This is a genomic window from Acidovorax sp. GW835-FHT14G06, assembly GCF_058793595.1.
Genome location: NZ_JBXAGA010000004.1, coordinates 351244 through 374089, shown reverse-complemented (window position 1 = coordinate 374089; position 22846 = coordinate 351244). Strand labels below are relative to the sequence as shown.

At 66.2% G+C, this 22846-nt stretch carries 16 protein-coding genes; 6 read left to right on the top strand and 10 right to left on the bottom strand.

The annotated features are described in order from the left end of the window. Positions 1-39: 39 nt before the first annotated feature. The 3 genes from AC1Q64_RS09060 to AC1Q64_RS09050 form a co-directional block, all read right to left on the bottom strand. Positions 40-3273: an efflux RND transporter permease subunit gene (locus AC1Q64_RS09060; RefSeq protein WP_492251084.1), complete on the bottom strand. Its 3234-nt coding sequence runs from the start codon at positions 3271-3273 to the stop codon at positions 40-42. A 28-nt stretch (positions 3274-3301) separates the two neighbouring features. After that, on the bottom strand, positions 3302-4564 hold the full coding sequence (locus tag AC1Q64_RS09055) for an efflux RND transporter periplasmic adaptor subunit (protein ID WP_492251083.1): 1263 nt from the start codon (positions 4562-4564) through the stop codon (positions 3302-3304). 469 nt (positions 4565-5033) lie between these two features. Beyond that, complete coding sequence (locus AC1Q64_RS09050) at positions 5034-5915, bottom strand: alpha/beta hydrolase (RefSeq protein ID WP_492251082.1); 882 nt, start codon at positions 5913-5915, stop codon at positions 5034-5036. Between the two features lie 192 nt (positions 5916-6107). On the opposite strand from AC1Q64_RS09050, the gene AC1Q64_RS09045 reads away from it, so the two are divergent. Both AC1Q64_RS09045 and AC1Q64_RS09040 read left to right on the top strand, forming a co-directional pair. Continuing rightward, positions 6108-7025 (top strand): LysR family transcriptional regulator, encoded by a 918-nt coding sequence (locus tag AC1Q64_RS09045; RefSeq protein ID WP_291438411.1) that lies wholly within the window; start codon positions 6108-6110, stop codon positions 7023-7025. 87 nt (positions 7026-7112) lie between these two features. Then, the gene (locus AC1Q64_RS09040) at positions 7113-7394 is read left to right on the top strand and encodes a VF530 family protein (protein WP_291438409.1); all 282 of its coding nucleotides are present in this window, start codon (positions 7113-7115) and stop codon (positions 7392-7394) included. Positions 7395-7548: 154 nt separating this feature from the next. Here AC1Q64_RS09040 and AC1Q64_RS09035 read toward each other — a convergent pair whose 3' ends face one another. From AC1Q64_RS09035 to AC1Q64_RS09025, 3 genes are all read right to left on the bottom strand, one after another. Beyond that, positions 7549-8508, bottom strand: coding sequence for an alpha-E domain-containing protein (locus tag AC1Q64_RS09035; protein WP_055400923.1), 960 nt, complete (start codon positions 8506-8508; stop codon positions 7549-7551). 2 nt (positions 8509-8510) lie between these two features. Then, positions 8511-10064, bottom strand: coding sequence for a circularly permuted type 2 ATP-grasp protein (locus AC1Q64_RS09030; protein WP_492251081.1), 1554 nt, complete (start codon positions 10062-10064; stop codon positions 8511-8513). Positions 10065-10149: 85 nt separating this feature from the next. Beyond that, on the bottom strand, positions 10150-12717 hold the full coding sequence (locus AC1Q64_RS09025; RefSeq protein ID WP_492251080.1) for a DNA internalization-related competence protein ComEC/Rec2: 2568 nt from the start codon (positions 12715-12717) through the stop codon (positions 10150-10152). 137 nt (positions 12718-12854) lie between these two features. Between AC1Q64_RS09025 and AC1Q64_RS09020 the strand changes: the two genes are divergently transcribed. Then, entirely contained in the window at positions 12855-13313 is a 459-nt protein-coding gene (locus AC1Q64_RS09020) for a RidA family protein (RefSeq protein WP_008906002.1), read from the top strand. 107 nt (positions 13314-13420) lie between these two features. On the opposite strand, the gene AC1Q64_RS09015 is transcribed toward AC1Q64_RS09020, so the two are convergent. From AC1Q64_RS09015 to AC1Q64_RS09000, 4 genes are all read right to left on the bottom strand, one after another. Next, a complete protein-coding gene (locus AC1Q64_RS09015; protein WP_492251079.1) occupies positions 13421-15211 on the bottom strand; it encodes a methyl-accepting chemotaxis protein in 1791 nt (596 codons plus the stop codon). Positions 15212-15428: 217 nt separating this feature from the next. Then, entirely contained in the window at positions 15429-17786 is a 2358-nt protein-coding gene (parC, locus tag AC1Q64_RS09010) for a DNA topoisomerase IV subunit A (RefSeq protein ID WP_492251078.1), read from the bottom strand. Further along, entirely contained in the window at positions 17783-18631 is an 849-nt protein-coding gene (locus tag AC1Q64_RS09005; protein ID WP_492251077.1) for a lytic transglycosylase domain-containing protein, read from the bottom strand. The genes parC and AC1Q64_RS09005 overlap by 4 nt, the downstream gene beginning before the upstream one ends. Positions 18632-18664: 33 nt before the next feature. Beyond that, a complete protein-coding gene (locus tag AC1Q64_RS09000; RefSeq protein WP_492251076.1) occupies positions 18665-20647 on the bottom strand; it encodes a DNA topoisomerase IV subunit B in 1983 nt (660 codons plus the stop codon). 157 nt (positions 20648-20804) lie between these two features. On the opposite strand from AC1Q64_RS09000, the gene AC1Q64_RS08995 reads away from it, so the two are divergent. From AC1Q64_RS08995 to AC1Q64_RS08985, 3 genes are all read left to right on the top strand, one after another. Further along, positions 20805-22022 (top strand): MFS transporter, encoded by a 1218-nt coding sequence (locus AC1Q64_RS08995; RefSeq protein ID WP_492251075.1) that lies wholly within the window; start codon positions 20805-20807, stop codon positions 22020-22022. A gap of 17 nt (positions 22023-22039) precedes the next feature. Beyond that, on the top strand, positions 22040-22195 hold the full coding sequence (locus AC1Q64_RS08990; protein ID WP_291436022.1) for a hypothetical protein: 156 nt from the start codon (positions 22040-22042) through the stop codon (positions 22193-22195). Positions 22196-22275: 80 nt separating this feature from the next. Then, a complete protein-coding gene (locus AC1Q64_RS08985) occupies positions 22276-22830 on the top strand; it encodes a class I SAM-dependent methyltransferase (RefSeq protein ID WP_492251074.1) in 555 nt (184 codons plus the stop codon). Positions 22831-22846: the final 16 nt, after the last annotated feature.

Here is a 22846-nt window from a genome sequence, read left to right as displayed (position 1 = left end):
GAGCATTCAGGGCTACAAAGGCGGTTGTGGTCGTGAGCATCATTCGTGCTCCTTGCGGGGCGCAGCCAGCACCGGCTGGCCCATGCCACCCCCGTGGGGCGTCTGCGAGATGGGCGCCACATGCGCGCCGTGCTCCACCAGCGGGCGGTTGCCAGCCAGCTTGCGCAGCAGCACGTAGAACACGGGCGTGAGGAACAGGCCGAAGGCCGTCACACCAATCATCCCGGCGAACACCGCCACGCCCATGGCGCTGCGCATTTCGGCGCCTGCACCCGTGGACAGCACCAGGGGCAGGACACCCATGACGAAGGCCAGCGAGGTCATCAGGATGGGGCGCAGCCGCAGGCGGCTGGCCTCGATGGCGGCCTGGACGGGCGTGCGCCCGGCAAACTCCAGCTCGCGCGCAAACTCCACAATCAGGATCGCGTTCTTGGCCGACAGCCCCACCAGCACGATGAGCCCGATCTGCGTGAACACGTTGTTGTCGCCCTTGGTGAGCCACACGCCCGTCATCGCGGCCAGGATGCCCATGGGCACGATCAGGATGATGGCGATGGGCAGCGTCAGGCTTTCGTACTGCGCGGCCAGCACCAGAAACACCAGCAGGATGGCCAGCGGGAACACCAGCACGGCGGAGTTGCCGGCCAATATCTCTTGGTAGGTCAGCTCGGTCCACTCGAACGTGATGCCCTGGGGCAGCGTCTCCTTGGCGATGCGCTCGATGGCCGCCTGCGCCTGGCCCGATGAATAACCGGGCGCGGGCCCGCCGTTCACATCAGCAGCGAGGTAGCCGTTGTAGCGCATGGCGCGCTCGGGGCCAAAGCTGGGCTCCATCTTCATCAGTGCAGACAGCGGCACCATTTCACCGGTGGCAGACCGCACCTTGAGCAGGCCCACATCTTCAGCCCGCGCCCGGTAGGCCGCATCGGCCTGCACGCGCACGCTGTAGGTGCGACCGAACTGGTTGAAGTCGTTGGCATAGAGGCTGCCCAGGTAGATCTGCAGCGTGTCGAAGATGTCCGTCACCGGCACACCGAGCTGACGCGCCTTGGTGCGGTCGATGTTGGCGTACAGCTGCGGCACGTTGACCTGCCAGCTGGTGAACAGCCCCGCCAGCTCCGGCGTCTGGTAGGCCTTGGCCATGAAGGCCTTCACGGCGTTATCCATGGCTTCGTAGCCCAGCGAGGCACGATCTTCGATCTGCAGTTTGAAGCCTCCCGTGGTGCCCAGGCCCGCCACGGGGGGCGGCGGGAACATGGCGATGAACGCGTCCTGGATGCTGCCAAACGCCTGGTTCAGCTGCCCGGCCACCGCGCCGCCGCTCTGGTCGGCGCGGGTGCGCTCGGCAAAGGGCTTGAGCGTGGCGAACACGATGCCGGCGTTGGAGCTGTTGGTGAAGCCGTTGATCGACAGGCCTGGGAAGGCGATGGCGTCCTCGACATTCGGGTTCTCCTTCATGATTTCGCCCATGCGACGGATCACGTTCTCGGTGCGGTCCAGCGTGGCGCCGTCAGGCAACTGGGCAAAGCCGATCAGGTACTGCTTGTCCTGCGCGGGCACAAAGCCGCCGGGCACGATCTTGAACAGGCCCATGGTGGCACCCACCAGCGCGAGGTAGATCACGAACATCAGTGCCTTGCGGCCGATGACGCGCTTGACGCCGCCGCTGTAGGCCTCGGAGCCGCGATGGAACAGGCGGTTGAAGCCCCGGAACAGGCCACCAAACACCTTGTCCATGCCACGCGTGAGCGCGTCCTTGGGCTCGTCGTGGCCCTTGAGCAGCAGTGCTGACAGCGCGGGCGACAGGGTCAGCGAGTTGATCGCCGAGATCACTGTGGAGATCGCAATTGTCACCGCGAACTGCTTGTAGAACTGGCCGGTGAGGCCGCTGATGAAAGCCAGCGGCACGAACACTGCCACCAGCACCAGCGCGATGGCGATGATGGGCCCAGACACTTCACGCATCGCACGGTAGGTGGCTTCGCGCGGGGTCAGGCCCGCCTCGATGTTGCGCTCTACGTTCTCCACCACCACGATGGCGTCGTCCACCACGATACCGATGGCCAGCACCAGACCGAACAAACTCAAAGCGTTGATGGAGAAGCCCAGCAGGTGCAGCACCGCAAACGTGCCCACCACCGACACCGGCACGGCCAGCAGCGGGATGATGGAAGCGCGCCAGGTCTGCAGGAACAGGATCACCACCAGCACCACGAGGGCGATGGCTTCGAGCAGCGTGTGGATGACCGACTTGATCGAGGCACGCACGAACTGCGTGGGGTCGTAGGCAATGCGGTACTCCACGCCTTCGGGCATGTTCTTCTGGATCTCGTCCATGGTCTTGCGCACGTTGGCCGAGATGTCGAGCGCGTTGGAGCCCGGCGCCTGGAACACGCCCATGCCCACGGCGGGGTCGTTGTTGAGCAGCGAGCGCAGCGAGTAGTCGGCCGCACCCAGCTCCAGGCGGGCAATGTCGCGCAGGCGCGTCACCGCACCGTCGGAACCGGTCTTGACGATGATGTCGCCGAACTCTTCTTCGGTCTGCAGACGGCCCTGTGCGTTGATGGACAGTTGCAGGTCCACGCCGGGCAGGCCGGGTGATGCGCCCACCACGCCGGCAGCGGCTTGCACGTTCTGGCCGCGGATGGCGGTCACCACGTCGCTGGCCGAGAGGCCGCGCTGCGCGACCTTTTGCGGGTCGAGCCACACCCGCATGGAGTAGTCGCCACCGCCGAAGATCTGCACCTGGCCCACGCCGCCGATGCGGGCGAGGCGGTCCTTCACATTGAGCACCGCGTAGTTGCGCAGGTAGTCGATGTCGTAGCGGTTGTTGGGCGAGACCAGGTGGACCACCATGGTCAGGTCGGGCGCGCTCTTGACGGTGGTGACGCCCAGGCGGCGCACTTCCTCGGGCAGGCGCGGCTCGGCCTGCGAGACGCGGTTCTGCACCAGCTGCTGGGCCTTGTCGGGGTCAGTGCCGAGGGCAAAGGTCACGGTCAGCGTCATCACGCCGTCGGTGGTGGCCTGGCTGCCCATGTAGAGCATGCCTTCCACGCCGTTGATGGACTCCTCCAGCGGCGTGGCCACGGTCTCGGCGATCACCTTGGGGTTCGCGCCCGGGTACTGTGCGCGCACCACCACGGAGGGCGGCGCGACTTCAGGGTATTCGGAGATGGGCAGACCGCGCAATGCGATCAGCCCCCCGAGGAAGATGAGCACCGACAGCACCCCGGCAAAGATGGGGCGGTCGATGAAAAAGCGGGACAGGTTCATGGATGCAAATTCCTGGTGTCCAGCGCGCTCAGGCGGCTGGCGACTTGGCGGCGTTCTTGGCTTCCTTGCGATCACCCGCAATCTCGGCCTTGGCGGTCATGGGGACAGGCTGCGGCGCCACCACGGCACCGGGGCGCACGCGCTGCAGGCCGTTGACGACGATGTTCTCGCCCGCCTTCAGACCCGACGTGACCACGCGCAGGCCGTCAATCGGCGCGCCCAGGGTGACCTCGCGGTATTCGGCCTTGTTGCCCTCGCCCACCACCATCACGAACTTCTTGTTCTGGTCGGTGCCCACGGCACGCTCGTTGATGAGCAGCGCCTGGGTGTTGCGGGCCTGGCCCATGCGGATGCGGGCGAACTGGCCGGGGATGAGCGAGCCGTCTTCGTTGTCGAACACGGCGCGCACGCGCACGGTGCCGCTCTTGGCATCCACCTGGTTGTCGATGAGCTGCAGGCGACCGGCGTGCGGCGTGCCACCCGTGGTGCCCGTGCCCATCTGGACAGGGATGCGCTCGATGAGCTGGCGGGCGCTATTGCCGCGCTGGCCGCTTTGCAGGTCCGCCAGGGCCTTCACCACGATCTGCTCATCGGTGTCGAAGCTCGCGTAGATGGGGCTCACGGACACCAGCGTGGTCAGCACGGGGGCGCCCGCACCGGCCGCCACCAGATTGCCCACGGTGACTTCGATGCGGCCCACACGGCCCGCCACCGGTGCGCGCACCTGGGTGTAGCCCAGGTTCAGCTTCGCGGTCTGCAGCGCGGCCTGGGCGGCGCGCAGGTTGGCATCGGCCTCGCGCTGGGCGTTCAGGCGCTCGTCGTGCTCGCGCTGGGCAATGGCTTTTTCTTCGAGCAGGCGCGTCGCGCGCTCCAGTTCGCTGCGCGTGTACGAGACGCGGGCTTGCGCGGCCACCACCTGGGCCTCGGCGCGGTCCACTTCGGCGGCGTAAGGGGCTGGGTCCACCGTCACGAGCAGCTCGCCCTGCTTGACCAAAGAGCCTTCGCGGAAGTGCACGGCCTGCACGGCGCCCGAGACGCGCGGGCGCACATCCACGCGCTGCACGGCTTCGAGCCGGCCTGAAAACTCGTCCCACAGGGCGATGTCTTTTTGGAGCACGGCCGCCACCGACACCGGCATGGCCGGGGGCGCAGCAGGGGTGCCATCGGCCTGGGCGGCGGGCGCCTGGAACACTAGGATGGCGGCGGCCACGGTGGCCGTCACGGCCGTGGCAAGGGTGGCCAGACCCAGGGGGCGGCGCTGGGAGAACTTGGAGAAGGATGGGAAGTTCATGGTGACTTTCGATCAGTAGGGGTGCCCTTGTGGAGCACGCTGTGAAGCTTGTCTGCCGTGCGCTGGCGCCTGTGGGCTGTGCTCGGCAGGGGTCAATGCAAAAGGGGCGGAATGCAGTCTCGGCAATGACACAGTGGAAAGGTCAATACACCCGGCGACAAACACCGGGGCGGCCTGCTCGTCTCCGTCAAAAGACGCTGCGGTCCAGCGTGCTGTGACAGCGGCCGCAACCCAACGGGATAAGGGATGTATTCATGATTCGTTCTTTCCTCCGTGTCGTTTGAATGGGTGGCGCGGCCTCTGGAACCTGCAGGCAGGACAACGCCGGGCAAGCGTTATCCCTCCGGCACGCCGGGCCGGAAATCAAGGTGCAAAAAGGGGGTGGGGCTCGCGACGAGCCCGCGTTCTTCTGCCTCCACCAGGGTGGAGGTCAGCAGCTGTCAGGGGTATGAGAGGGTGTCAGGGGCCGTCAGGACGGCACCGGACTTCGCGTGGAGGCAAAGAACTGCCGGAACTGCTCTTGCGCACCCGCCGCACACGGACATTCGTGCGGGCCGGTCTGCAGCAGGGCATCGGGCCACTGCGGGTTCTTGGAAAACACGTGGCGGGTGACCGGCAGGCCAGCAGCCTCCAGCCGGGCCGCGTAGGCCAGCGCCTCGTCGTGCATGGGGTCGGTGTCGCCCACCAGGATCAGCGTGGGTGGCAGCCCCGCCAGGCGCTGCGCACCGGCAGGCACCGCATAGGGGTGCTCGGCATCGCGCGGGCAGCGCAGAAAGTTGCGCCAGCCCTCGGTCCACTTGCATCCCGTGGAATCCCCCGTGGCCTCGCGCAGCGACGCGGTGCCCACACAGGGGTCCAGCATGGGCGACAGCAGGATCTGCCCCGCCAGCGGGGGGTGAGACTGGTCACGCGCCATCAGTGCCACGGCCGCCGCCAGGTTGCCACCGGCCTCTTCGCCCGCCAGGTACACGGCGGCGCCCTGCCCGCCGAGCTTGGTGCGGTGCTTGTGCACCCACTTGAGCACACCGTAACCCGTGTCCACCGGCTGCGGAAAGGGCGTGAGCGGATACGCGACCGACACCACCACGGCCCCGGCACTCTCCAGCAGAGAGGCCACCGTGCAGCCGTTGTCCAGATCGCCCGACATGAAGGCCCCGCCGTGGAAGTGCACGACCACCGGTGACGCCTGGCCGGTCTTCTTGCGGCCGTACATGCGCACTTCCACGTCCTGCCCCTGGGCCACCTCAATGGTGGAATCGGTGCAGAGGGACGCAGCCACCCCGGACGCCTTGGCGGGCGCCGCAGCGGGCTGCGTGGGCAAAGAGGATGAAGACGGGCGGTCGGGCTGCATGGCAGGTACCCAGTAGGTAGGTGGATAGGTGGAAGGTCGGTTGACGATGGATGAAATGTAGTGGCTTGGGCCTTTCTGATAAACAGGTCAAACACCACCGCACTGTTTCCAAAAGCTCAACAATCAAACTGCGGTGCCCGTGTGAGAATTCTTCAGCACCCAATCTGGGTGCTGAAGACTCAAGGAGAAGCCATGGACCAGATTCAGGCCATGCGCATATTCGTGCGGGTGGTGGAGGCCGGCACGTTTACCCGGGCAGCGGATTCGCTGAACCTGCCCAAAGCCACGGTGACCAAGCATGTGCAGGCGCTGGAGGAGCGCCTGCGCGTGAAGCTGCTCAACCGCACCACACGCCGCGTGACGGTAACGCCCGATGGTGCGGCCTACTACGACCGCACGGTGCGCCTGCTGACCGACCTGGACGACATCGAGGCCAGCATGACCAACGCGCGCGCCAACCCGCGCGGGCGGCTGCGCATCGATGTGGGCACGTCAGTGGCACAGTTGCTCATCATTCCGCACCTGGCGGAGTTTCATGCCCGCTACCCGGACATCCAGGTGGACCTGGGCGTGAGCGACCGCACCGTGGACCTGATCGGGGACAACGTGGACTGCGTGATCCGGGGGGGCGAGCTGAGCGACCAGTCGCTGGTGGCGCGCCGCATCGGCAACCTGGAGTTCGTCACCGTCGCTGCGCCCGACTACCTGGGGCGCAAGGGAACCCCAACGCACCCGCTGGAGATCGAGGAGAAACACGCCAGCGTGATCTATTTTTCGCCACAGAGCGGGCGGCACTACCCGCTGGAGTTTCGCCGGGGCGATGAGTCCATCGATATCACCGGCCCCTACCAGCTGAGCGTGAACGAGAGCAACGCCTACGTCACGTCCATCGTGGCGGGCCTGGGCATTGGCCAGATCACCAGCTGGCAGGCCCAGCGGCACTTTGATAGCGGCGCCCTGGTGCGACTGCTGCCCGACTGGACCCAGCCCCTGCTGCCCGTGTATGTGGTGTACCCGCCCAACCGCCACCTGAGCGCCAAGGTGCGCGCTTTTGTGGACTGGGCGGCCGAACTTTTTCAGCGCGAGGCACACCTGCAGCGCACAGCCTGACTCCCCCGTACCGCTCCACGGTGACAAGGGTTAGATTCATGCTGGCCTCACACGACGTAGTTGCCCTCTGTCTGTATGCTTGGAGCCATGAGTACCCCAGAGACACCACCGCCACCGCCACCAGCCAGCAAGCCCACCCAGCCGCGCAACCCCCTGCACGGCGTAACACTCGAAGCCATGGTGGTAGGCCTGGCCGATTATTTTGGCTGGGATGAGCTGGGGCAGCAGATCCCCATCCGCTGCTTCCAGATCGACCCCAGCGTGGGCTCCAGCCTCAAGTTCCTGCGCAAGACCCCCTGGGCGCGCGAGAAGGTCGAGAGCCTCTACCTCTTCATGCTGCGCGACCAGCGGCGCAACGCGCAGGAATAAGAGCAACGAACAAAACTCCCCCTGGCGTCGTTGTCGCGCCTTGCCGTACTGCTTGTACTGCCTGCGGCGAAACGCCTAGCCAGAGCCGCTTCGCTGAGTTTTGTTGGCCGCTCTGAACCACGCCCCCCGCGCCGCGGCCTTTTCTTTGTGCCTCTCAGTCGCCCGAGGTCACCAAAAAGTCGCGGCTGATGCCGCCACCCAGGTCGTTGACCCGGTCCAGGAACTGCGTAAGGAACGCGTGCAGGCCCGTGGCCAGGATCTCGTCGATCCGGCCGTACTGCAGGTCCGCCAGCAAGCGCCCTGCCCTGCGGCTGGTTTCGGCGGACTGCCCGTTGGCCAGCACGGCCAGGTTGTCCACCACCTCACGCAGGCAGGCGTGCAGCGAGCGCGGCATGTCGCGGCTCAGGATCAGCAGGTCGGCCACGCGCCCGGGCGTGATCACGTCGCGGTACACCTTGCGGTACACCTCGAACGCCGACACGCTGCGCAGGATGGCGCTCCAGTGGTAGAAGTCGCTCTCCTGGTTGCGGTCGCTGGGGCGGCCGAAGAAGTCGTTCTTGACGGCGTGGAACTTCACATCCAGCAGACGCGCGGTGTTGTCCGCGCGCTCCAGGAAGGTGCCCATGCGCAAAAAGTGAAACGCCTCGTCCTGCAGCATGGTGCCCAGCACCACGCCGCGCGAGAGGTGCGAGCGGTACTTCACCCATTCAAAGAACTGGCCTGGGTCGCGCTCGAAGGCGCCGCCTTCCAGTTGCCGGTGCAGCTCCAGCCAGGTCTGGTTCTGCGTCTCCCACACCTCGGTGGTCAGCGCTCCGCGCACGGCCCGCGCGTTCTCGCGTGCGGCACGCAGGCACGACAGGATGGACGACGGGTTGTTGCCATCGTGCACCATGAACTCCAGCACGTTGGCGGGCGTGACTTCACCATGTTTGGCGGTGTAGGCAGGGATCAACTCGCTGATGGACAGCAGGCCCTCCCAGCCTTTTTGCGCCACATCGGCGGCTTGGGGCAACAAGGAGGTCTCGTAGCTGACATTCAGCATCCGGGCTGTGTTCTCAGCCCTCTCTGTATAGCGGGACATCCAGAACAAATGGTCAGCGGTGCGGCTCAGCATGTTCAGAGGCTCCCTTGCGATTGGCTTTGCGACTGACCCTGGCCCAGGGACTGCGATTGCGATTGCGATTGCGACTGGGATTGCACGGCCTTGGGTTGCGCGGAAGGCGTACCCTCGCCCAGCACCCAGGTGTCCTTGGTGCCGCCGCCCTGCGACGAATTCACTACCAGCGAGCCCTCTTGCAGCGCCACGCGCGTGAGGCCGCCGGCGGCCATCTGCACCTCGCGACCGCTGAGCACAAAGGGGCGCAGGTCGATGTGGCGGGGAGCGATGCCGCTTTCCACATACGTGGGACAGCTCGACAGGCTGAGCGTGGGCTGCGCGATGTAGCCCGCCGGGTTGGCCAGCAGCGCGCGGCGAAAGTCCTCGATCTCGGCCTGCGTGGCTGCAGGGCCGATGAGCATGCCGTAGCCGCCAGCACCGTGCACCTCCTTCACCACCAGGTCCTTGAGGTTGGCCAGCACGTGCTGCAGGTCGTCCTGCTTGCGGCACATCCAGGTGGGCACGTTCTTGAGGATGGGTTCCTCGCCCAGATAAAAGCGGATCATCTCGGGCACGTAGGGGTACACCGATTTGTCGTCGGCCACGCCCGTACCCACAGCGTTGCAGATACCCACATTGCCTGCGCGGTAAGCCTCCATGAGGCCGTAGCAGCCCAGGGTGGAATTGCGGCGGAAGACTTGGGGGTCGAGGAAGTCATCGTCCACGCGGCGATAGATCACGTCCACCCGCTGCAGGCCGCGTGTGGTGCGCATGTACACGAACTTGTCCTTGACCACCAGGTCCTGGCCCTCCACCAGCTCCACACCCATCTGCTGGGCCAGGAAGGCGTGCTCGAAGTACGCGCTGTTGTGCATGCCGGGCGTGAGCACCACCACCGTAGGCTCATCGGCCGTGGCCGGGGCGCTGGCACGCAGGGTTTCGAGCAGCATGTCGGGGTAGTGGGCCACCGGCGCCACCTTGTGCAGGCTGAACAACTCGGGGAACAGCCGCATCATCATCTTGCGGTTTTCGAGCATGTAGCTCACACCGCTGGGCACGCGCAGGTTATCTTCGAGCACGTAGTACTCACCATGGCCCTGGGCATCGGGGGCGCGCACGATGTCGATGCCTGCGATGTGCGCGTAGATGTCTTGCGGCACATGCACACCGGCCATCTCGGGCCGGTATTGCGCGTTGTTCAGGATCAGATCGGCGGGCACGATGCCGGCGCGGATGATGTCCTGGCCGTGGTACACGTCATGGATGAAGCGGTTGAGCGCAGTGACGCGCTGCACCAGCCCCTGCTGCATGCTGGCCCACTCGTGGGCCGGGATGATCCGTGGGATCAGGTCGAACGGAATCAACCGCTCGTTGCCTGCGCCGCCCTCGTCCTTGGCGCCATAAACGGCGAAGGTGATGCCCACGCGCCGGAAGATCATCTCGGCTTCGGCCCTGCGGGCCTGCATCACGTCAGGGGGCTGTTTGCTCAACCACTGCGCATAGCGCTTGTAGTGTTCCCGCACATCGCTGCCATCAAACGGCAGCATGGCGTACATCTCGTCAAATTTCTGCATGAACGGGCCTCCTGCGATCAGGATAGCAAGTTGTGAGCCCGCCCCCGCGCAACACCCCTGGCGGCGCTGCGCCATCAGCCTCGAATCAGTCGTCCCGTGGCACCATGCGGTGCTGCCAATAGCGCTCACCGGTGTCGCGTTCACAGGCCACCTGCGCGGGTTGCGACGAGGACCAGCGGGCCGCACCACAGCGCGAAGACTCCACCACCGCAATATGGCGCGCGCGGTACCGCTGCAACACCTCCGGCGCCGGATGACCAAACCGGTTGCGGTACCCGGCCTGCACCAAAGCAGTGCGCGGCTGAACGGCCTCCAGAAAGGCCACTGATGACGAGGTCTTGCTGCCGTGGTGCGGCACCAGCAGCAGGTCGGCCCGCAGGGGCGCGCTGCGCGCCAGCAAGGCTTGCTCCTGTGGCGCCTCGATGTCGCCCACCAGCAAGGCCGAGGCCCCCTCTGGCCCGGCCTCCGTGATGCGCAGCACGCAGCTGAGGGCGTTGGGACGCGGGGCCTTGGCTGCCACAGGGGCGTCGTCCCCGGGCAAGGGATGCAGCACCTCGAACGCCACACCATCCCATTCCCAGCGCTGGCCTGCCAGGCACGGCCGGCTGGGGCGCAAGCGTTGGAGGGCGTGCTCGGCCTCGATGGAGCCGGTCAAGTGGGCACGGGGCTGCTGGGCCAGCACGGCCGCCGCCCCGCCCGTGTGGTCGGCATCGCGGTGGCTGAGCATGAGCACATCCACCTGTTCCCCCAGCGCCCGCAGCAGCGGCACCAGCACGCGGTGGCCCGCATCGCTCTCGCGGCTGAAGCGCGGCCCTGCGTCGTACAGCAATGTGTGCGTGGCCGTGCGCACCAGCACGGCATTGCCCTGGCCGATGTCGGCGGCCAGCAGCTCAAACTGCCCTGCGGCCGGCCGCGCGGGCTGCCACCAAAACACCGGCAGCAGCAGGGGCAACGCCAGCAAACGCAGGCGCCAGGGCAGGCGCATGGCCAGCAGCGCGCCCCCAGCCACCGCCGCCACACCCGCCCACAGTGGCGCGGCCGGCAAAAACACGGCAGCCCAGGGCCACTGCGCCAGCCACTGCAGCAACGCAGTGAACGGCTGCAGGCTGAGGGCCGCCGCACTCCACAGCGGGGCCCACAACACGCCCGCCAGCGCCAGCGGTGTGACCACCAGGGTGACCCAGGGTATGGCCACCAGGTTGGCGACAAAGCCCACCAGCGACACCTGGCCAAACAGCAACAAGCCCAAGGGCGTCAGCGCCAGCGTCACCACCCACTGCTCGCGCACCAATGCATAAAAGCGGCTTGTAGCGCTAGTGCCACCTGCCTCAGCAGCTATTGGATTAGTAGCAAACAACACACCTACGGCCACAAAGCTCAACCAGAAGCCCGCCTGTGCCAGCGCCCAAGGGTCTACCAGCACCACGGCCCCGCAGGCCAGCAGCCACACCTGGGGCCAGGGCCAGCGGCGACCGCTCCACTGCAGCAGCCCCACAATGGCCAGCATGGTCACCGTGCGCTGCGCGGGCACGCCCCAGCCGCTGAACAGGGCGTAGGCAGTGGCCAGCAGCACACCCGACACCAGTGCGGCGGATTGCGCAGGCACCGCCAGGCTCAACCGGGGCGAGCGCCGCCACAGCGCCCGCACAGCCAGCGCCGCCAGCCAGGCAAACAGCGTGATATGCAGGCCCGAAATGCTCATGAGGTGGGCCACCCCGGTGGCACGGAACACATCCCAGTCCGCGCGGTCGATGGCGCGCTGGTCGCCGGTGACCAGCGCAGCCACCACCCCCGCCGTGCGCGCGCGGGTGGGGTCGGCGGTGTCGCCCTCCGGTCCATCCCGCCCAAACACCAGGCGCTCCATGATGGCGTCGCGCACCCGCTGGCGCAGTTGCTCCACCGGGTGCTGCCAAGTGGCATCTACTCGCACCGGAGGCTCGTCCTTGGGACCTGCGCGCACATAGCCAGTGGACTGCACGCCCTGCTCCCACATCCACAGTTCGTAGTCAAAACCGTGCGGGTTGCGCAGGCCATGGGGTGCCTTCAGGCGCACAGTGATCTGCCATCGCTCGCCCGCACGCACCGGGGCTGGCTGGCGCTGCAAATCCAGCACCTCGCCCGCACCGCCGAAGGCGCCGCCATACCAGGCCACATCCACCAGCGGCGGCAATGACACGGCCGCGCCCTGCAGCGTCGCTGCCTCCACCGCCATACGCCAACGGGTGCCTGCCTCGTTGATCTGCGGCATGGCAGCCACCATGCCGGTGATGCGCAGGTCCTTGCCCTCCAGGGCCGCTGGCAATGCCTGCGCCTGGTAGGCCACCGCCCGCAGGCCGGTGCCACCCGCCATGGCAAGCGCACCCGCCAGCAACACCAGCCAGGGCGCGATGGCGATGGCCCAGTGGGCCCAGCGCTGCCCTGGGCGCAGCCTTGCCGCAGCCACTGCGCAACCACCCAGCAGCAAGCCGGCCCCCAGCAGCCATCCATAGGCCGCAGCGGGCCACAGCGTGGGCTGCTGCAGCTGTAGCCCGGCCCCCGCCACCACACCGAGCAACACGGCTGGCAGCAGCCAAGGGCGCGGGGGCAAGGGCAGATCCACCCCGTGGCCGGTGGTGGGCAGCGGCGCGGCATTAGGGGCGCTTATGACGGACATGCGCTGATGCTACTGCGCTGCTGGGGCCTGCCACACGGGTGCGAGGGCAAGGCGCTGTGTAACACTTACCGCGCCCGGCGGCCTGCACACCAGCCCGCCCTCCTCCATTCACCCCGCCCTTCCTAACGAGGACCACCATGAGCGTTTATGACAAGCTGAAAGAACTCAACATCACACTGCCCCCCGTGTCGGTGCCCGCCGCCGCCTACGTGCCCTATGTGCAGACAGGCAACCTGGTGTTCTTGAGCGGCCACATCGCTCGCAAGGACGGCAAGCCCTGGGCAGCGCAATTTGGCCGTGACATCGGTACCGAAGAAGGCAAGCAGGCCGCTCGCGCCGTGGCCATCGACCTGATGGGCACACTGCAGGCCGCCTGTGGCGGCGACCTGAACCGCGTCAAGCGCATCGTCAAGGTCATGAGCCTGGTGAATTCCACGGGCGATTTCACCGAGCAGCACCTGGTGACCAATGGCGCCAGCGAACTGCTGGGCCAGGTGTTTGGCGAGAAGGGCGTGCATGCGCGCAGTGCCTTCGGCGTGGCGCAGATCCCCATGGGCGCGTGCGTGGAGATTGAACTGATCGCCGAACTGGCCTGACAGACCGCTCGCCCCAGCAAAAAACCCATGGCATCGCTGCCATGGGTTTTTTATTGCCTGTGCAACGCAGGAGCCTGCGGCAGCCGGGGCACATTCACCTCAGCGCGTCAGAAGGACTCCCAGTCCTCGTCCGCCCCGGCCGTAGCGCCCTGCTTGGCACCTTGCCTTGCGCCTGGCGAGGAAGGAGACGCCTTGGCCAATGCCGCCGGGGCACTCGCAGTGCTGATCCGGGCTGCAGGGGCACCGCCCGCAGTGGCGGACGCTGCGGGCTTGTTGCGGGCGGCTGGCATGGTGGTTGTCGCCTTGGCCGAGCCGCGCGCGACCCCAATGGCGGCCTGTGCAGGCCCGTAGCTGGCGGCGTTCACCTTGAACATGGACACCTCGCGTGCCAGATGATCGGCCTGCTCGCGCAGACTCTGCGCTGCCGCAGCGCTTTCTTCCACCAGCGCGGCGTTTTGCTGGGTCATCTGGTCCAGGTTGCTGATCGCCTTGTTGACCTGCGACACCCCCGCGCTCTGCTCGGACGATGCGGCAGTGATCTCGCCGATCATGTCGGTCACGCGCTGCACGGACTGCACGATGTCGGTCATAGTGGTTCCCGCGTCAGACACCAGGCGCGAGCCGGTCTCCACCTTCTCCACCGACGCGCTGATAAGTTGCTTGATCTCCTTGGCCGCCTCGGCACTGCGCTGCGCGAGGCTGCGCACCTCGCTGGCCACCACGGCAAAGCCGCGCCCTTGCTCCCCAGCCCGTGCGGCCTCCACGGCCGCATTGAGCGCCAGGATGTTGGTCTGGAAAGCAATGCCGTCAATCACGCCGATGATGTCCGCAATCTTCTTGCTGCTGTGGTTGATGTCCTCCATGGTGGCCACCACCTGGGTCACCACCTCGCCGCCCCGGCGCGCGACGCCGGTGGCACCCGCTGCCAGGCTGCTGGCCTGCTGGGCGCTGCCCGCGCTTTGCTGGATGGTGCTGGTGAACTCCTCCATCGCGGCGGCCGTCTCCTGCAGGTTGCTGGAGGTCTGCTCGGTGCGGGCCGACAGGTCCTGGTTTCCGGTTGCGATTTCTGCACTGGCAATGGCAATGCTGTCCGTACTTTGGCGCACCTGGTGCACCATGCGCCCCAGCGCATTGCTCATGGCATAAAGCGAGCGCAACAGGTCGCCAAACTCGTCGCTGCGCGTAACGGACTCCTGCAGGCTCAGGTCGCCACCCGCAATGCGTTCAGCCAGTCCGTTGGCCTGGGCCAATGGCCGCTGGATGCTGCCGATCAGGTAATACGCCCCCACGATGATGGCCAGCAGCAGCAGGCCCACGGCCACCGCTGCGATCTTGACGGTGAGCATGCGTGAGGCTGCCATCTCCTGCTGCCTGGCAGCCGCGTTCTGTTGCTGCTGCTGCACAAAGTCGCGCAGGACTTGCAGGTAAGTGGCCACGGCCGGGTTGTACGACTGCTTGACCAGCGCAATGGCCTGGTCCTGCTGCCCATCCGCCTTTAACTTGCGGGCCTGGCCGCGCAAGTCGATCATGGCCTTGCGGGCTTCGGCGATCTTGGCCATCTGCGCCTTGTCGGCGTCGGACAGGGCCATGGCCTCCAGCGACTTTTGCACCTCGCTGATCTGCGCCGTGGTGGCGGCAATCACGTCCTTGAACTCGGCCTCCACCGCTGCGTCGCCACTGACGATGAGCGCCTGGGTACGCGCCGCGTTGGTTTCGGTCAGCCCCGACCAGCGGATCGCGGCCTGCACGCGAGCCTCCATGTCCTTGGCCACAGCATCGGCCTCGGCTTGCACTTTGGCCGACCGGTAGCCAGAGAACCCCACCACGGCGGCCAGCAGCACCACAATGAGCACCACTGCCAGCCAGAGTTTGTGCGCCATCCGAAATTGTTTGGGCATGGATGTCTCCTGAAGCGTTGTGTTTGCGTACAGATGTTGCTCTTTTTTTCACCATCGCACAAACACCCCGCCTCGGCATCAGGGTCTGCCCTTGTCCGGCACGGGCCTCACCTTGGCGCCCTTGCTGCACGGCGCCCGCCCTCGGCGCCGCGCGCTGGGTGCCGGGCGGACATCGGCGCCGCACTGCGCGGACGACCGGGCCCCGAGCCGGAGGCCACTACTCGACGCGCGTCACTGTCGTGGGCTTGAAGCCCAGGTCTGCGGCCTTGCCCTTGCGGCCACGTGCAGCGCGGGCGTTGTTCAGGCTGCGGATCTCCAGCGTCTCATCGCGCTGCTTGCCGCCCCGGCCAATGCCGTCGAGGCGAATGCTGCGCGTGTAGGCCGCCGCGCCCGCGAGCTGGTCCTTGTCCTCCAGGTCAATCAGCATCAGCCCCCGGCCGCCATTGGCCATGGTTTTCAGCTCGGTGATCTCGAAGGTCAGGATGCGCCCGCCTGTGGAAGCGCAGGCCACGTGCGTGGCGGGCGGCACCGGCTTGCTGCCCGTGGTGCCCGCAGCATGCGACGGCACACACACGGTTTCGCCCTCGCCCAGCGTGAGAAAGGCCTTGCCGCCCTTTTGGCGCGAAACCATGTTCTCCACCGCCGCCAAAAAGCCGTAGCCGCCCGAGTTGGACAACAGCAGCGTGGCGTTGGCAGGGCCCGCAAAATAGTGCAGCAGTTGCGTGCCCGATTCCAGCTCGATGAGCGTGGTCACCGGCTGGCCGTCGCCACGTGCGCCAGGCAGCAGCGACACGGCCACCGAGTAAACACGGCCGTTGCTGCCAAAAGCCAGCAAGGTATCGACCGTACGGCACTCGAACGTGCCGTACAGCCCGTCACCGGCCTTGAAGGCAAAGCTGGCGGCCTCGTGGCCATGGCCGGTGCGGGCGCGCACCCAGCCTTTTTGCGAGACGACCACGGTCACAGGCTCGTCCACCACCTTCACTTCGGCCACGGCCTTTTTCTCGGCCTGGATGAGGGTGCGGCGCGCGTCGGCAAAGGTCTTGGCGTCGGCCTCGATCTCCTTGACCATGGTGCGGCGCAGCGAGCCGGGGTTGTTCAGGATGTCTTCGAGCTTGCCCTGGCTTTCGCGCAGTTCTTTCAGCTCCTGCTCGATCTTGATGGCTTCGAGCCGCGCGAGCTGGCGCAGGCGGATTTCAAGGATGTCCTCGGCCTGCCGGTCGCTGAGGTTGAAGCGCGCGATGAGCGCGGCCTTGGGCTCCTCGGCCGCACGGATGATGGCGATCACCTCGTCGATGTTGAGCAGCACGGTCTGCCGCCCTTCGAGGATGTGGATGCGGTCCAGCACCTTGTCCAGCCGGTGCTGGCTGCGGCGGGTGATGGTGGTCTGGCGGAAGGCAATCCACTCTTCCAGCATCACGCGCAGCGACTTTTGCACAGGCTTGCCATCGAGCCCCACCATGGTGAGGTTGATGGGGGCGGAGGTCTCCAGGCTGGTGTGGGCCAGCAGCGCGGTGATCAGCTCCTGCTGCGGGGTCTTGCCCGTCTTGGGCTCGAAAACCAGGCGCACGGGCGCGTCTTTGCTCGATTCGTCGCGCACCACGTCCAGCACGGCCAGCATGCTGGCCTTGAGCTGGGTCTGGTCCTGACTCAGCGCCTTCTTGCCGGCCTTGACCTTGGGGTTGGTGATTTCCTCGATCTCTTCGAGCACGCGCTGCGTGCTCACGCCAGGCGGCAGCTCATTGACCACCAGCTGCCATTGGCCACGGGCCAGTTCTTCGATCTTCCAGCGCGCGCGCACCTTGAGGCTGCCACGGCCGGTGCGGTAGGCGTCAGCAATGTCGCCCGCACTGCTGATGATCTGGCCGCCACCGGGGTAGTCCGGGCCGGGCACCAGGGCCAGCAGGTCGTCCTGGCTCAGAGAGGGCGTCTTGATGAGCGCGATGCAGGCGTCGGCAATCTCGCGCAGGTTGTGGCTGGGGATTTCGGTGGCCAGGCCCACGGCAATGCCGCTAGCGCCGTTAAGCAGCGCAAACGGCAGGCGCGCGGGCAACTGGCGCGGCTCCTCGGTGCTGCCGTCGTAGTTGGGCATGAAATCGACCGTGCCTTCATCGATCTCGTCGAGCAGCAGGCTGGTGATGCGCGAAAGGCGCGCTTCGGTGTAACGCATGGCAGCCGCACCATCACCGTCGCGGCTGCCGAAGTTGCCCTGGCCGTCGATGAGCGGGTAGCGCTGGGCAAAGTCCTGCGCCATGCGCACCAGCGCGTCGTACGCCGACTGGTCGCCGTGCGGGTGGAAACGGCCCAGCACATCGCCCACCACGCGGGCGCTTTTGACCGGCTTGGCGGCGGTGTTGCGCGTAGGGCCGCTGTAGCCCAGGCCCATGCGGTCCATCGAATACAGAATGCGCCGCTGCACGGGCTTGAGGCCGTCGCACACATCGGGCAGCGCGCGGCCCTTGACGACCGAAAGCGCGTATTCCAGGTAGGCACGCTGGGCATAGCCCGCCAGGCCCAGGGAGTCGCCCCCGTCATCGCCTGCGGTGGTGAAATCGAGAGTGGGTTGGTCGCTCATTCGTTGGGTACAGTTTCTGGATTCACGTTCTGGGGAGCGGTGGGTGTCTGCGCCACGCGGGTGGGCGGCAGGTTGCCCCGGTTCTGCGCGCCGCCCGACAGCTCCATCCGCACGCGACCGGGCAGCGCACGCTGGGCCAGCACCGGCGCCGGGGGCTTGAGCTGGGCATACAGGCCCAGCACGGTGCGGACATAGTTCTGGGTTTCCTTGAAAGCCGGAATCTGGTTGCCCGCCTTTTGCACCGCGCCTTCGCCGGCGTTATAGGCGGCCACGGCCAGATCCATGCGGCCAGGGAACAGGTCCAGCAGGTGGCGCAGGTAACGGGTGCCGGTGGGTACGTTCACGGCGGGGTCGGCGAGCTTTTGCTCGACCGAGCGCTTCTTGTCCGCATTCACACCAAAACGGCTGGCCGTGGCGGGCATGACCTGCATCAGGCCCACGGCGCCTTTGGGCGACACGGCGGCGGCGTCAAAGCCGGATTCGGTGGCGATCACGGCCTGCAGCAGCTCGTAGTCCACGCCATGTTGGCTGGACGCAGCGCGCAGGTGGTGCTTGACACGCTTGTAGTCAGGCGCAATGTCAAAAAAGGCCAGCAGGCGTGCACCCGCTGCGGGCAACGCGTAGGGCATGGGGGACGCATTGGCAGGCGCATCACGGGTGGAGTCGAAGTCGCTGCCGCGAAAAAACAGCTGGTAGCGCGCATCGACCTGCTCGGCCGCAAAGTGCGTCACGCCGCGCTCGTCCACATACGCCCACAGGTCTGCATGGGCAGTTTGCTGCAAAAAACAGAGCAAACAACCCAATAAGTACCAGCGCAAGCGGCCGACTTTTCGAAGTGATGTCATGACAAGCAGCGTGGGCGCCTGTGGCTCAGCCCGTCAGATATCGATCTCGACCGCATCGCCATGCAGCTCCATCAGCTCACGGCGCGCGGCGGCTTCGCCCTTGCCCATGAGCTTGGTGATGAGGCCTTCGGTGGCGGCAAAGTCCATGTCGCCCAGTTGCACGGGCAGCAGGCGGCGGGTGTCGGGGTTGAGCGTGGTTTCCCACAGTTGTTCCGCGTTCATCTCGCCCAAGCCCTTGAAGCGGCTGATCTGGCACTTCTCTTTTGGCACGCCGTCCTTGGCGCACTTGTCGAGGATGGCCGTGAGCTCGCCATCGTCCAGCGCATACATCTTGGCCGCAGGCTTCTTGCCGCGCGCGGGTACATCCACGCGGAACAGCGGTGGGCGCGCCACGTAGATGTGGCCGGTCTCGATGAGCTTGGGGAAGTGGCGGAAGAACAGCGTGAGCAACAGCACCTGGATGTGCGAGCCGTCCACGTCGGCATCTGACAGGATGCAGATCTTGCCGTAACGCAGGCCCGAGAGGTCGGGCGTGTCGTTGGGCCCATGCGGGTCCACGCCGATGGCCACCGAGATGTCGTGGATTTCGTTGTTGGCAAACAGGCGGTCGCGCTCCACCTCCCAGGTGTTGAGCACCTTGCCCCGCAGCGGAAGGATGGCCTGGCTTTCCTTGTCGCGGCCCATCTTGGCGCTGCCGCCGGCCGAGTCGCCCTCGACCAGGAAGACTTCGTTGTGTGCAATGTCCTTGCTTTCGCAATCGGTGAGCTTGCCCGGCAACACGGCCACGCCCGAGCCCTTGCGCTTTTCGACCTTCTGCCCTGCCTTTTGTCGGGTCTGCGCGGCCTTGATGGCCAGTTCGGCCAGCTTCTTGCCGTATTCAACGTGCTGGTTCAGCCACAGCTCCAGCGCGGGGCGTACAAAGCCGCTGACCAGGCGCACGGCGTCGCGCGAGTTCAGGCGTTCCTTGATCTGGCCCTGGAACTGCGGGTCGAGCACCTTGGCCGACAGCACATAGCTGGCGCGCGCAAACACGTCCTCGGGCAGCAGCTTGACGCCCTTGGGCAGCAGGCTGTGCAGTTCGATGAAGCTCTTGACCGCATTAAACAGGCCGTCGCGCAGGCCGCTCTCGTGCGTACCGCCCGCGCTGGTGGGGATCAGGTTGACATAGCTCTCGCGCATGGGCTGGCCGTCTTCGGTAAAGGCCACTGCCCAGGCCGCCCCTTCGCCCTCGGCAAAGCTCTCGTTGCCGCTGTCGGCAAAACCCTCGCCTTCAAACAGCGGGATGACCGGGTCGCCGGTGAGCGTTTGCATCAGGTAGTCGCGCAGGCCGCCCTTGTACTGCCAGGTCTGCGTGTCGCGGGTTTTTTCGTTGACGAGCTGTACCGTCACGCCGGGCATGAGCACGGCCTTGCTGCGCAGCAGGTGGGTCAGCTCGCCCATGGGCAAGGCGCTGGATTCGAAATACTTGGCGTCGGGCCACACGCGCACCGAGGTGCCTTGCTTGCGCTCACCGGCCTCCAGCGGGCGGGCCACCAGGGGCTCGACCACATCACCGGCCGCGAATACCAGCCGCGCGGCCTTGCCCTCGCGGTAGCTGGTGGCCTCCAGCCGGGTGGCCAGGGCGTTGGTGACCGACACGCCCACGCCATGCAGGCCGCCCGAGAAGCTGTAGGCCCCGCCCTTGCCCTTGTCGAACTTGCCGCCCGCGTGCAGGCGGGTGAATACCAGCTCGATCACCGGCGCGTTTTCCTCGGGGTGCAGGCCGAACGGGATACCACGGCCATCGTCCTCGACACTGACCGAGCCATCGGCATGCAAGGTGACGCGGATCTTCTTGCCGTAGCCGGCCAAGGCCTCGTCCGCAGCGTTGTCCAGCACCTCCTGGATGATGTGCAGGGGGTTGTCGGTGCGGGTGTACATGCCCGGGCGCTGCTTGACGGGCTCCAGGCCCTTGAGCACGCGGATTGAGCCTTCGGAGTATTCGCTCGCGGAAACGGAAGAGGGTTTGGCTGCCATGGGGCGGATTGTAGTGCGGCACCGCAGCAATAGCTGGATAAATAACCAGCTCTCCCAACCTCTGCGCCAACCTCGGTGTTCTTGCCGCCCCCACCGCCAACTGTATTGGTCGCAGGTGTATCAGCGCGTTTCACACAATCTGGCTACATTCCTGCGCATGCATATGAATCCTCCGAAACTATCCATGTTCCAGGTGCTGGCGTGCGGCGCGGCCGTCGTGACCCTGTCCATGGGCATCCGCCACGGGTTCGGGCTGTGGCTCCTGCCCATCACCCAGGAAATGGGCTGGACCCGCCAGTCGTTCGCACTGGCCATTGCCATCCAGAACCTGTCCTGGGGCCTGATCGGGATTTTTGCGGGCATGGTGGCCGACCGGTTCGGGGCCTTCCGCGTGTTGATCGGGGGGGCGGCCCTGTACGGCCTGGGACTGGCGGGCATGGCGCTGTCGCCCACGCCCACACTGTTTGCACTAACGGCCGGGGTGCTGATTGGTGCCGCACAGGCGGGCACCACCTATGCCGTGATCTATGGTGTGCTGGGGCGGCAGATTGCGCCCGAAAAACGCTCATGGGCCATGGGCGTGGCAGCGGCGGCGGGTTCGTTCGGGCAGTTTCTGATGGTGCCGGTCGAAGGCTGGCTGATTGCGGGCCTGGGCTGGCAGCAGGCCCTGCTGGCTCTGTCGATGGCCGTGCTGCTGATCGTGCCGCTGGCCTTTGGCCTGCGCGAGCCGGGCTTCAAGGGTGCAGCCCCGGCCAAGCGCGAGCAGACCATCATGCAGGCGCTGGGTGAGGCGTTCCGATACCCCAGCTTCAACCTGTTGATGGCGGGCTACTTTGTGTGCGGCTTCCAGGTGGTCTTCATTGGGGTGCACATGCCCAGCTACCTCAAGGACCATGGCCTGTCGCCGCAGGTGGCCAGCTATGCGCTGGCGCTGATCGGGCTGTTCAATGTGTTCGGCACCTACATCGCCGGCACGCTGGGCCAGCGCATGCCCAAGCGCCACATCCTTGCGTTCATCTACTTCGCCCGCGCGGTGGCGATCAGCATCTTTTTGCTGGTTCCACTGTCACCGCTGTCGGTGTACGTGTTCTCGGCGGTGATGGGCGCGCTGTGGCTGTCCACCGTGCCTCCGACCAACGCCACCATTGCCCAGATCTTTGGGGTGCAGCACCTGTCCATGCTGGGCGGCTTTGTGTTCTTCAGCCACCAGATCGGCAGCTTCCTGGGCGTCTGGCTGGGGGGCTATCTGTATGACGCCACCGGCAGCTACGATATCGTCTGGTACATCGCCATCGGCCTGGGCATTTTTGCCGGGCTGGTGAACCTGCCGGTCAAGGAAAGCCCGATCGCGCGCAACACCCCACAACCCGCCTGACACGTTGCCCCCACTGCATGAGCCACACCACCCCGCCCCGCAAACCCGCGCCCCGCGCCCTGCGCTGGCTGGGTGGTGCCGTGGCCGTGCTTCTGTGCCTGGTGGTGTTCGGCTTGTACACCGTGCCCGAGTTCATGGTGATGCTGGCCGACCAGATGTGGGCGTGTTTTTGACATGCCCAGCAGGCTTTTGAAGGTTTTTGGCAGCAGGCGCTAGTCAATCATGCTCCAGCAGCTATCATTTTTATAGTTCTATGCACGGTACGGAAGCCCCTTCGGAATGGGTGCGGCGCTGGAGCCACCTGATCGCCCCCCACAGCACCGTGCTGGACGTGGCCTGCGGTGCGGGCCGCCACCTGCGCTACCTGCGCGCACTGGGGCACAACATGGTGGGGGTGGACCGGTCGGCCGAGGCCATTACAGCCTGTGAGGGGCTGGGCGAGATGGTGCTGGCCGACATCGAGAACGGCCCCTGGCCTTTTGCAGGTCGCCAGTTTGGCGGCGTGGTTGTCACCAACTACCTATGGCGCCCACTGCTGCCCACCATTGTCGCCAGCGTGGCGGCGGGCGGGGTGCTGGTCTATGAAACGTTCGCCCAGGGTAACGAAACCGTGGGGCGCCCGGCAAGAGCGGAGTTCCTGCTGGCGCCCGGCGAACTGCTGCACGTGTGCAAGGACTTGCGCGTGGTGGCCTATGAGGACGGCTTCATCGACGAACCCGCGCGTTTCGTGCAACGTATCACGGCTGTACGGGAACTCCCGCAGGCGGGTGGACCCTCACGACATCTTTTGTCTACCGGGGCTAGTTAGAATGCCCTTTTACCGT

Excerpts from the sequence above, each read along its gene's own strand:
- AC1Q64_RS09055 (WP_492251083.1), bottom strand. The coding sequence starts at position 4,564 with ATGAACTTCCCATCCTTCTCCAAGTTCTCCCAGCGCCGCCCCCTGGGT.
- AC1Q64_RS09005 (WP_492251077.1), bottom strand. The coding sequence starts at position 18,631 with ATGACATCACTTCGAAAAGTCGGCCGCTTGCGCTGGTACTTATTGGGT.
- AC1Q64_RS09020 (WP_008906002.1), top strand. The coding sequence starts at position 12,855 with ATGAGCGTTTATGACAAGCTGAAAGAACTCAACATCACACTGCCCCCC.
- AC1Q64_RS09015 (WP_492251079.1), bottom strand. The coding sequence starts at position 15,211 with ATGCCCAAACAATTTCGGATGGCGCACAAACTCTGGCTGGCAGTGGTG.
- AC1Q64_RS09040 (WP_291438409.1), top strand. The coding sequence starts at position 7,113 with ATGAGTACCCCAGAGACACCACCGCCACCGCCACCAGCCAGCAAGCCC.
- AC1Q64_RS09035 (WP_055400923.1), bottom strand. The coding sequence starts at position 8,508 with ATGCTGAGCCGCACCGCTGACCATTTGTTCTGGATGTCCCGCTATACA.
- AC1Q64_RS08995 (WP_492251075.1), top strand. The coding sequence starts at position 20,805 with ATGCATATGAATCCTCCGAAACTATCCATGTTCCAGGTGCTGGCGTGC.
- AC1Q64_RS08985 (WP_492251074.1), top strand. The coding sequence starts at position 22,276 with ATGCACGGTACGGAAGCCCCTTCGGAATGGGTGCGGCGCTGGAGCCAC.
- AC1Q64_RS08990 (WP_291436022.1), top strand. The coding sequence starts at position 22,040 with ATGAGCCACACCACCCCGCCCCGCAAACCCGCGCCCCGCGCCCTGCGC.
- AC1Q64_RS09045 (WP_291438411.1), top strand. The coding sequence starts at position 6,108 with ATGGACCAGATTCAGGCCATGCGCATATTCGTGCGGGTGGTGGAGGCC.
- AC1Q64_RS09030 (WP_492251081.1), bottom strand. The coding sequence starts at position 10,064 with ATGCAGAAATTTGACGAGATGTACGCCATGCTGCCGTTTGATGGCAGC.
- parC (WP_492251078.1), bottom strand. The coding sequence starts at position 17,786 with ATGAGCGACCAACCCACTCTCGATTTCACCACCGCAGGCGATGACGGG.
- AC1Q64_RS09025 (WP_492251080.1), bottom strand. The coding sequence starts at position 12,717 with ATGTCCGTCATAAGCGCCCCTAATGCCGCGCCGCTGCCCACCACCGGC.
- AC1Q64_RS09060 (WP_492251084.1), bottom strand. The coding sequence starts at position 3,273 with ATGAACCTGTCCCGCTTTTTCATCGACCGCCCCATCTTTGCCGGGGTG.
- AC1Q64_RS09000 (WP_492251076.1), bottom strand. The coding sequence starts at position 20,647 with ATGGCAGCCAAACCCTCTTCCGTTTCCGCGAGCGAATACTCCGAAGGC.
- AC1Q64_RS09050 (WP_492251082.1), bottom strand. The coding sequence starts at position 5,915 with ATGCAGCCCGACCGCCCGTCTTCATCCTCTTTGCCCACGCAGCCCGCT.